This is a genomic window from Segatella maculosa DSM 19339 = JCM 15638 (assembly GCF_000382385.1).
GTDB lineage: Bacteria > Bacteroidota > Bacteroidia > Bacteroidales > Bacteroidaceae > Prevotella > Prevotella maculosa.
On the sequence record NZ_KB908358.1, the window covers coordinates 1 to 9,736 of the forward strand.

The window sequence follows — 9,736 nt, forward strand, 5'->3', positions numbered from 1 at the left end:
CCTATTCGGGAGATTGTTTTTGGTTTGTAGCAACTATGCGTGGCCTAAACCTGAAAACAAGTTTTCCCGAGGTCCTGGAAACCATAGTACAAGAACTTGGATTGTATTCTTTATGTGATGGTGAACAGCATAGCAAGCATATAACACAGTCATACAAAAAAACTATCGGCTTCAGTCCTGAGACTGATATGCCCAAGCATACGGAAGAACGACCATACAGTTTTGAGATACAGCCTTTTGATGACGGGCTGCTGAACTATTGGGCGCATTATGGCATCCATGAGGATGCACTCCGACGCTTTCGGGTACGGAGTCTTAAACGCTATGAGAGTATTTCTGCTGAAGGTCGTAAGTTTGAACTTTATGGCTCACCTACGGAACCTATGTTTGCCTATATTGGAAACGGCTATGTAAAGATATACCGACCTCACAGTCCGAAAATCCGCTTTCTCTATGGTGGACGGATGCCTGCCACCTATTGCTTCGGTATGGAGCAGATTCCCGCTAAAGGCGATATGCTCTTCATAACAGGTGGAGAAAAGGATGTACTCTCATTGTATGCACACGGCTTCAATGCAATCTGCTTCAACAGTGAAACGGCACAGATACCGACAAGCATCATCGAGAGCCTTCAGCTTCGCTTTCGACATATCATACTTCTGTATGATGCTGACGAGACAGGCGTACGCGAGAGTCACAGACAAGCAGAATATCTGGCAGAATACAAGGTATTGAACCTTTCACTTCCGCTAAGTGGCACGAAGTCTGAAAAAGACATTTCAGATTTCTTTGCCTTGGGCAACGGGGCAAAGGAATTGAAAGAGCTGCTTGCCAAGATGTTCTCAGACCTATATAGCCAAACTATGATGATGTTACGTTCCTGTGAAATTGATTATGAGAATCCACCGGACATTTCCAAATCGGTTGTGGCTGTGAATGGTGTTCCACTCGGTACGCAGGATAATCTGTTCTGCATTACCGGAGGTGAGGGTACGGGCAAGAGCAACTATGTTGGTGCCATCCTTGCCGGAACATTGGGAGAAAAACGATTGCCGATAGAGAAGACCTTGGGATTGGAGATTACCGCCAATCCCAAAGGCTTGGCAGTCCTGCACTATGATACGGAACAGTCCGAAGCACAACTGCACAAAAATTTGGGTAAGACCTTACAACGTGCTTCATTGAAAACCGTACCGGAGTTTTACCACTCCCTGTATCTTGCGTCGCTCTCCCGTAAAGACAGACTGAAACTTATCCGTGAGAGTATGGATTTGTTTCATCATAAGCATGGAGGTATCCATCTTGTAGTGATTGACGGCATAGCCGACCTGATACGTTCCGCCAACGATGAAACGGAAAGTATTGCCATTGTAGATGAGTTGTACCGTTTAGCTGGCATATATAATACTTGCATCATCTGCGTGCTGCACTTTGTGCCGAATGGCATTAAGCTCCGTGGTCACATCGGTTCCGAGCTGCAACGCAAAGCCGCGGGAATTCTCTCCATAGAGAAAGATGACAATCCCGAATACTCTGTGGTGAAGGCATTGAAAGTCCGTGACGGAAGTCCGTTGGACGTACCGATGATGCTTTTCGGCTGGGATAAGACAGAGGACATGCACGTCTATCGTGGTGAAAAATCCAAGGAAGACAAGGAAAAGCGCAAGACTGATGAGCTTATTGGCGTTGTCAAAGAAGCCTTCCGAAGTTCTTTCAAGCTCACTTACCAAGAACTTTGTGAGGTTCTGATGCGTGAAATGGAAATCAAGGACAGGACCGCAAAGAAATATATTGCCTATATGAAAGAGCAGCGTATTTTGATACAAGATACAAGTGGGAATTATCAAAAAGGAGAATTATGCCATACTTAGATCAACAGCCAGAAGATACATGGCAGAAACGCCTGTTTGATAAACTGAAGAATATGGAAGACAAGCTCGACCGTCTGCTTGTCCTACGAGAACAGGAAGTAGATACGACCATTCACCCTCCATTGAAACCCGAATACTTGGATATCATAGATGTCTCCAAAATTTTGAAGGTGGAACAAAAGACCATTTACAACTGGGTGTGGGCAGGAAAAATCCCCTATCTCAAAGCTAACGGACGATTGCTTTTCCTTCGGGAAGAGATAGATGAAATGTTGCGTAAACGAGATGGCTGGTAGCAGCAGACGACATACTGATGTGTTAGATTTTGGCAATATATTTGTTTTATTGCCAAAATCTAACTATCTTTGCACCGAACCATTAATGCTAGCAGAATGAATGTCAGTAATATCATTGTAGATTTTGCAAACGCCAACAAGGATTTTAAGACGAATGACTTGTCTGAGTATCTTTCCGGGAAGATTGAACTTTCCAAGAAGATGCTGTCCTGGCATTTACGCAAGTTGTTGGACGAAAAAAAAATATTCAGAATAAGCAAAGGAGTATATACGATAACCCCAAAAATCATTTTCCGTCCTGTTCCTAATGCTCACTCCATTCGGTTGTATAAGAAATTAAAAGCGGTATATCCCTTATTGGACTTTTGTGTTTATAACGGCGAAATCCTATCCGACTTACAGCATCACCTGTCGTACAACAACAATATCTATATAGAAACGGAGCGCGATGCCACTGAAACCATTTTCCACTTTGTACAGGATATGCACGAACGCAGTTTCCTTTCGCCAAAGGAGGATATTATGTCCGATTATATCCGGTTGGACAAAAGATCCTTTATTGTGAAGCCTCTTGTTTCAGAATCGCCCATACAGGAAGTAAACGGTATCAATATACCAACAATAGAGAAACTCTTAGTTGATATCCAATGTGACAGGGATTTCTTCTACCTGCAAGGTCAAGAGTCCTTGTACATGATGCAGAATGCCTTTGCCAACTATAATGTGAATATTGGCATGTTACTGCGATATGCCTCACGGCGCAATATTAAACCGCAAATAGAAAAATATATCAAGGAATTTGTATGATCAAGAAAGAATGTATGACCACCGAGTGGATAAAATCCATTTCTGTGCGTAACAAGTATAAAGACCTGAATCTGATAGAGAAAGTTATCAGGGCAATGTCGCTGTTGGAGATGCTGAAATTGTCAGGTTGCCCTTTCTGTTTCAAGGGCGGTTCGGCTCTGATGCTTATTTTGGGTGAATCCGCTCACCGACTATCCATCGACATTGACATTATCTGCCCACCCGGGACGGATATTGAGCCTTATTTGAAAGATATAGAAAAGTTCGGCTTCATATCTAAGACTCTTGAAGAGCGGCAGCAGAGGGACACGAATATACCCAAGAGCCACTCGAAATTCTTTTATCACATCGCTTATAAAAACGATGATAAGCCTGGGTATATACTGCTTGATGTCTTGTACGAGGATTTACAATACCACGCTACTGAAGAAGTCGAGATTAAAGGGCCTTTTATAGAATTGGACGATGAGCCATTGAAGGTAACCGTGCCATCTGCTGACGATATTCTTGGTGATAAACTTACGGCATTTGCCCCCAACACCTCGGGCGTTCCTTACATCAAGGGGGACAGGGATTGCTCACTGGAAATCATCAAGCAGCTGCATGATGTAGGCAGGCTGTTTGAACATTCCGGTAACTTTCAGCACACTAAGGATACTTTCACCCAAATAGGGAAAATAGAATTGCAATATCGGGGCTTACCCGCTGAACTGTCACTCATTTATGAGGATATTAGGGAGACCGCCTTGTGTCTGGGCACTAGAGGGCAGATGGGTAAAGGTGATTTCAAAATGCTGCAAAATGGCATTAAGAAAATAGACGGCTACATCTATAAGGGGAAATATCGCATAGAAGAAGCTATCGTGGATTCGGCTCGTGCAGCTTACCTTGCTACCTCAATAGAAAAATCAAGCACAAGAATTGAGAAATACGATAGAAATCCGAACACCATACTTGCCATGGAATTATCTCCTTCCGTCAACAATAAACTCAACAAATTGAAAAAAATACTACCTGAAGCTTTCTTCTATTGGGTCAAGACAAGCGAACTATTACAAAAATAATCAGTTAGGTTTTGGCAAATAATTACAAATTATTACTATCGGTAAGCCTTTTCGACATACAAAAGTTAAGGGCTAAAATTCTCACTCGGACTTCAGCCCTTTTTGTTACTTTTGTTTTCGATGCAAACATCAATAACATGGGCTACACATTTTAGCGGACAGCCGGTCTATAATCAGGTAATAAAATTACTTGATAAATAAAAAATCAAGTAAATTAGCCTTGAAACACCTCGAAGTGGAATTTATGTTAAGCGTTGACGGATGGACTCACCTTGTCATAATATTCTTTTTACCTTTCTCCTTTCCTGTCTGAAAGGGTGTCAGCTGGATTTGATAAAGTCTTTGGGCAGGATTCCGAACTGGGCATAGAAGCATTTGGTGAAGTAGCCGGAATTGTTAAAACCTACTTTGTAGCACACTTCGTTGATTTTGCAGTCGCCGGCCTTTAGTAACTGGGCAGCATATTTCAGCCGTTCGATGCGGATATAGGTATTGGGAGATACGTTAAGTGTCCCTCTCACCTTCCGGTTCAGGTTGGAGCGACTCATGTTCATGTCTGAGGCGAGCTGGTCGACATTGAACTCGCTATTGCTCATGTGTCGTTGCATCACACTTCGCAGCCGTTCTAGAAACTCCTTGTCAACATTGCTTTTCGCCACGGTATTAGACGAAACAAAGGGTGAACCGGCATAGGTACGTTTTATTTCTTCACGCGATCGCAGCAGATTGGTAATGGTGTTGATGAGGAATTCCATAGAGAAAGGCTTCTCTATGTAGGCATCGGCACCGCTTTCCATTCCTTCCATCCGTGCCAAATCCAGTGTGGCAGCAGTGAGGAGGATAACAGGCGTGTGGCTGTAGTTTACATTTTTCTTAATGTTCCGGCACAGTTCAAAACCATTGATGGGGGCCATCATCACATCGGTAACCACCAGACTCACTTTCTCCCGTTCTAAAATGGAGAGCGCTTCCTGTCCGTTAGCAGCCAGAACGATGTCGTAATAATCCTGCAATGTGCGTTTTTCGTATTCCAGCATCTCGGCATTGTCATCTACTAACAGCAGCAAAGGGCGTCCCGATTTTCTGGGTTCAGCTTCGTCCATGTTGATTAGATCCGACTCTGCAGATAACGAAATATAGTCCGTCTGGTTAATAGGAAGGGTGAGACGGAATACATTCAGATGGTCGTTCTGGTCCATGGCGAGTGTCCCTTTGTGCAGTTCGGCCAGGTTTTTGGCCAGTGCCAGCCCTATTCCCGTTCCAGTCTGTGCTGTCTGCTGATGACCTTCTATCCTGAAGAAGGGTTCGAAAATCCTACTTTGGAGGCTCTTCGAAATGATATTTCCATCATTACTAATGATAACGGAGAACGTATTGTTCGGGCTTGACTCTATGAGAATAGATATTCGGGAGGCACAATATTTTACGGCATTGCCAAGCAAATTGCTGATGATTTTCGTGAAACACTCCTGATCGACATAGGCCATAATACCCGCATTGCAGACAGACAGTGTGGCATCAATGTTCTTCTCCCGGATCAATGGCAGGAAGCGGCGAAATGTTTTATCGACTAATTGCGGGATGTCACAGTGCTCGAAGTTCAGCTTTAGCCCGTCTCGTTCAGCTTTTCTGAAGTCTAGCAACTGGTTGATGAGCTTGTTCAGCCGTTCGGTATTCCTTGACATGATATGTAGCTCCTCCTTGGTCTGGCTGTCTTTTACCCTTTCCTGCTTTATGATATGCTCTAACGGGCCTTTGATGAGGGTAAGGGGAGTGCGTATTTCATGTGCCACATGAGTGAAGAAATTAATCTTGCTTTCATAGAGTTCCATCTCTTTCTCCTGCTCCAGTTTGTCCATTGCCTGCTTGCGTTTGCGCCTGTTGCGCCTGTAAAGATAGCGGACCGTGAAGTAGGCCATTGCGCAGGCGCAGAGAAGATAAAACAGCTTTGCCCAGAACGAGAGCAATGGATAGGGCTTTACCACCACTTTCAGGCTGTATTCCCGGACATCCCACACTCCTTTGCTGTTCTTGATCCTTACGCGAAGCAAGTATTCACCAGCCGGGAGGTTGTCGAATCCGATGCGGTAATCTACTCTGACGGGCTGCCACGTATCGGTAAATCCTTCCAAAATATACTCCATCTGATATCTCTGTAGTTGTTCATAGGCCAGCGGGACGACACGCAGGGAAAAGGAATTCTGATTGTATGCCAGTTCTATCTCCTTCGTATAGGAAATGTTTTGGTTCAAAGGACTGCCGGAAGTATGGTTGTCTACATCGGTGTTATTCACAATCAGTTCCGTTGCAATGAGCTTTGGCGTGGTATAATGCCGCTTGAAAGCACTGGGAGAAAACTTTACTATCCCATTGTAAGAGCCGAAGTAGATGTCGCCTTTTCGGTCGACAATGGCCGAAGAGACATTAAGCTGATTGTCAAGCATCGTCATCTGAGCAGAGAACAGCTGCGATTGTCTTGTGCTGGTATCGTATTTCAGGATACCGCTTAGTGTCGACATCCAGAGGAATCCATCCCTATCCTCTACGAGGTCGAGCACCACCGGCTCGGCCGTTCCATAGCCGTCCAGTGATACTTTTCGTATTTTCCCAGTACGGGGGCTGTAGGAAAAGAGCCCGTTTCCCAATGTCATAATCCACATATTGCCGTTTCTGTCTTCGTAAAGTCCAACGGCTTTGCTCAGCGTATAGTCCCCGATGTGGCTATGGGTGAAATGAATCCAGCGCTGGGCTGTGCCCGTTTTAAGATAAACGCCGTTGTTTTGCGTAGCCACCCATAGGTTGCCGAGGTGGTCAAACTTCACCTTGTTGATAAGAACAGAGGGAATATTGCTGTCATATTCAAAGTGACCGGTGCTTCTGTTGAGCCGGCATAGTCCGCGAATCGTGCCAAAATACAGTTCTTTCCGAGGCGAGATGGCGATACTGAAGATGGTGTTGTCATGCAATGCCCCCGGCTCCCCATCGGCTCGAAAGCTCTTGATGACCCTGTGTGTATGGGTATCTATCACTTTTAACCCCATGGCAAAGGTGCCTACCCACAGCTCGTTCTCATGCACACATAAACCGTGCACATTGGGAAAAAATATGCTTTCGAGTACATGGGTAATCCTGCCGGTGTCCATGTCCATGCAGTTCAGACCTCCGTCTTCTGTACCGATCCATAGCTGTCCATTGGTATCCAGTACCATTTCGCGCACCCTTCGTCCATGCAGTCTGCCTTCCGCAGGTGATGGAAGAATACGGACAAAGGGCGGGGAAGACAATGACGCATAGTTTACCCCACCAAAATAAGTTCCCATCCACATACCATTTCCATGGTCGTGAAGCAGACAATACAGCGGATTGTCCGATAAGGAGAAAGGATTGGAAGTATCGTTGGTATAGTGATGTAGCGCTTTTGTTGCTATGTTGTAAACGTAAAGTCCTTGTTCACTGGCTACCCACACCTCATTGCCCTTCACTGACAGTGCCCTTACAAAGATGTCGTAGCCGTTTTCCTTGGACTTTACGTCGGTAACGGCTGCATGCTTCGGGTTGATGATGCTTAGTCCGCGCTTGTCGGTTCCTACAAAAATCATCGTGGGATTAACCTCCTGAATGGCCGAAACGATACACCCCCTAAAGGGCTGGCGGCCGTTTTCTACAAAGGGTGTAAGGCTTTGGAACTGGGGAGAGGTGTACCAAAGTCCGCCGCCATAGAAGCCAAGCCACACCCTGTTGCCGATACCGAAACCGATGGAAGCGATGTTCGGGTGGTGCGGAAAGGTGTAGTTCTGTAGCCGTTTCGTCTTTAAGTCATAGACAAAGAGACCTTGTTCGTTCACCCCGATGTATATTCTCCCGCGGTGCCCAGCAATGAAATTTACATTTCCTGTTATCCGATTCTTCCTGTCACTGATAGCCCTAAGAGGCCGGAAAGAGTCGGCCGAGGGCGTGTAGATCCATACTCCCTGGTCGGTTCCCACCCATATAAGGTCGTCCTCTGACTGGTAGAGCGACGTGATGAAGTCGCTTCCCAGCTTGGAATTGTTATGGCTGTACACCTTGAAGAAGTTCCCGTCGTATCGGCACAGCCCCACTTTCGTCCCCATCCAGATAAAACCAGTGTGATCCTGAAGGATAGAATACACCGTACTTTGCGACAATCCGTTGTTTGTATCAATGTGTTTAAAAGCGTAATCGGTTTGTGCCGAAGTGGGGAAAAAAAACAGAAGTGTACATATATAAATAAGGAATGTAACCTTTTTAAGCATGAAAGTAATAGCGATTATACTGCAAAGATAATGTTTTTTCCTCATATAAAATCAAGAAAACTAAGAATAGGCCGCCTTTGATCAGGGCAGCCTATCCATTCTACTGATTTGAATCTATGTTCTTGAAAGAAACTATTCGATAGGTGAAATGAGGATTGCGTTGATGAAACTTGTGCCATCCGGCTGGTTTCCTCCTTCTCCACCGGTAACGGTAATAATGATTTTCCCACTTCCATCTGGGGTTATCTTTATCTTTCCGTAGCGTATGAAAGTGTTGTCTTCGGCAGGTGTCCCGCCGATGGCCGTACCTTTCGGAACTGCCGCTCCCGTGTCTCCCGGGTCGGAAGAGGTCTTCTTTGTCAGCAAGGTTATTGTCGCCCGATTGTCTCCTGCTGCTGTAATCTTAGCCGAACAGACATCTCCCCAAAAGCGTTTGCTCGCAAAGAATGCGAGATGATAGCTTTGTTTGTAGCTCAGTCCGCTGATTTCGAATACGCCTGTATCGGCTTTCCTATCGTTCTTGAAGGCACTTCCGGACACGGCATTGGGCAGCGTTATCGGTCTCCCGTCTTCTATTGTCTCATCCGGGTCGCCGTCATTCTCGCCCCAGTTGAAGGCGTTGGTAATCTTGATGTTTACCCAGGTAGGGTTGCCGTTGATGTCTTTCATCTCGTTGAGCCCCGCTCCTTCCGAGTAGCTTCCTATGTTGTTCCAAGGAGCGTCGGCATTGCCAAAGAGATTGATATAGACAGGTGCCTTGAGTGTATATGACTGTCTGTTGACATCCACGATACAGCTGTCTTTTAAAGAGCCGTCTTCCGATGTTATTCTGAGGACAGTCGTACCTACTTTCAAGGTCGTAACCTTGCAGACCAGGGTCTGGGGATCGACGGCGATGGAGGCTACGGTGGAGTCTGAATTAGTCCATGAGAAGCCTTTTGCGAACGTTTCAGGGTTGTTGAACCTGGGCGTTATGCTAAGCTCTTCATCTACTGCCGTGGCAAAGTAATGGCTGCTGAGCTTCACCATGTGGATATCCGGAGGGGTGGGGATTGCGGCTTCGTCGTTGCAACCGGCCGTTCCCAGCATCATGAGGATGGCAGATACCCATGCTAAAGATAATCTTTTTATTTTCATAAGTAACTGTTCAAAATTAAGCGACATGTTTAGAGAAGTTTATACGCAATCCTTTTCCTATATCCGCCAAAGCTCTATTGGTTGTATAGAACAGCATGTCAGAAGTTATATAATCCTGTGGTCTCATCCACTTGCCTTTGAGTATGCGCCACAGTGTCTCGGCAATGTTCAACTGTGGCGAGTATGGTGGCAGATAGAAAAGGAAGAGTCCCCTTTGTTCCCATATAGGACGAAGTTCCCTGATTTTCTTGTTTCGATGGACAGAAGCATTGTCGAGGACGACAAAT

7 protein-coding genes are annotated in these 9,736 nt (G+C 45.5%); 4 read left to right on the forward strand and 3 right to left on the reverse strand.

Annotation, left to right across the window (positions count from 1 at the left end):
- The 4 genes from H164_RS0113885 to H164_RS0113900 form a co-directional block, all read left to right on the forward strand.
- A partial coding sequence (locus tag H164_RS0113885) for a bifunctional DNA primase/helicase (RefSeq protein ID WP_019969188.1) occupies positions 1–1,871 on the forward strand: 1,871 nt, incomplete at its 5' end.
- A complete protein-coding gene (locus H164_RS0113890) occupies positions 1,859–2,167 on the forward strand; it encodes a helix-turn-helix domain-containing protein (protein ID WP_004343033.1) in 309 nt (102 codons plus the stop codon). The genes H164_RS0113885 and H164_RS0113890, both read left to right, overlap by 13 nt.
- Positions 2,168–2,263: 96 nt before the next feature.
- Positions 2,264–2,974 carry a DUF6577 family protein gene (locus H164_RS0113895; protein ID WP_019969189.1) on the forward strand — a complete coding sequence of 237 codons (711 nt, stop codon included), beginning with the start codon at positions 2,264–2,266 and terminating at the stop codon, positions 2,972–2,974.
- Positions 2,971–4,038: a nucleotidyl transferase AbiEii/AbiGii toxin family protein gene (locus tag H164_RS0113900; protein WP_019969190.1), complete on the forward strand. Its 1,068-nt coding sequence runs from the start codon at positions 2,971–2,973 to the stop codon at positions 4,036–4,038. The genes H164_RS0113895 and H164_RS0113900 overlap by 4 nt, the downstream gene beginning before the upstream one ends.
- A 320-nt stretch (positions 4,039–4,358) precedes the next feature.
- On the opposite strand, the gene H164_RS0113905 is transcribed toward H164_RS0113900, so the two are convergent.
- The 3 genes from H164_RS0113905 to H164_RS0113915 form a co-directional block, all read right to left on the reverse strand.
- Positions 4,359–8,312: a hybrid sensor histidine kinase/response regulator gene (locus H164_RS0113905; RefSeq protein WP_019969191.1), complete on the reverse strand. Its 3,954-nt coding sequence runs from the start codon at positions 8,310–8,312 to the stop codon at positions 4,359–4,361.
- 132 nt (positions 8,313–8,444) lie between these two features.
- On the reverse strand, positions 8,445–9,449 hold the full coding sequence (locus tag H164_RS0113910) for a hypothetical protein (RefSeq protein WP_025830414.1): 1,005 nt from the start codon (positions 9,447–9,449) through the stop codon (positions 8,445–8,447).
- A gap of 16 nt (positions 9,450–9,465) precedes the next feature.
- The coding region (locus H164_RS0113915; RefSeq protein WP_026356392.1) for a transposase at positions 9,466–9,736 on the reverse strand (271 nt) is incomplete at its 5' end.

What these genes read in the sequence shown, in the direction of transcription:
- H164_RS0113895 (WP_019969189.1), top strand. Translation starts at nt 2,264, where the DNA reads ATGAATGTCAGTAATATCATTGTAGATTTTGCAAACGCCAACAAGGAT.
- H164_RS0113910 (WP_025830414.1), bottom strand. Translation starts at nt 9,449, where the DNA reads ATGAAAATAAAAAGATTATCTTTAGCATGGGTATCTGCCATCCTCATG.
- H164_RS0113900 (WP_019969190.1), top strand. Translation starts at nt 2,971, where the DNA reads ATGATCAAGAAAGAATGTATGACCACCGAGTGGATAAAATCCATTTCT.
- H164_RS0113890 (WP_004343033.1), top strand. Translation starts at nt 1,859, where the DNA reads ATGCCATACTTAGATCAACAGCCAGAAGATACATGGCAGAAACGCCTG.
- H164_RS0113905 (WP_019969191.1), bottom strand. Translation starts at nt 8,312, where the DNA reads ATGCTTAAAAAGGTTACATTCCTTATTTATATATGTACACTTCTGTTT.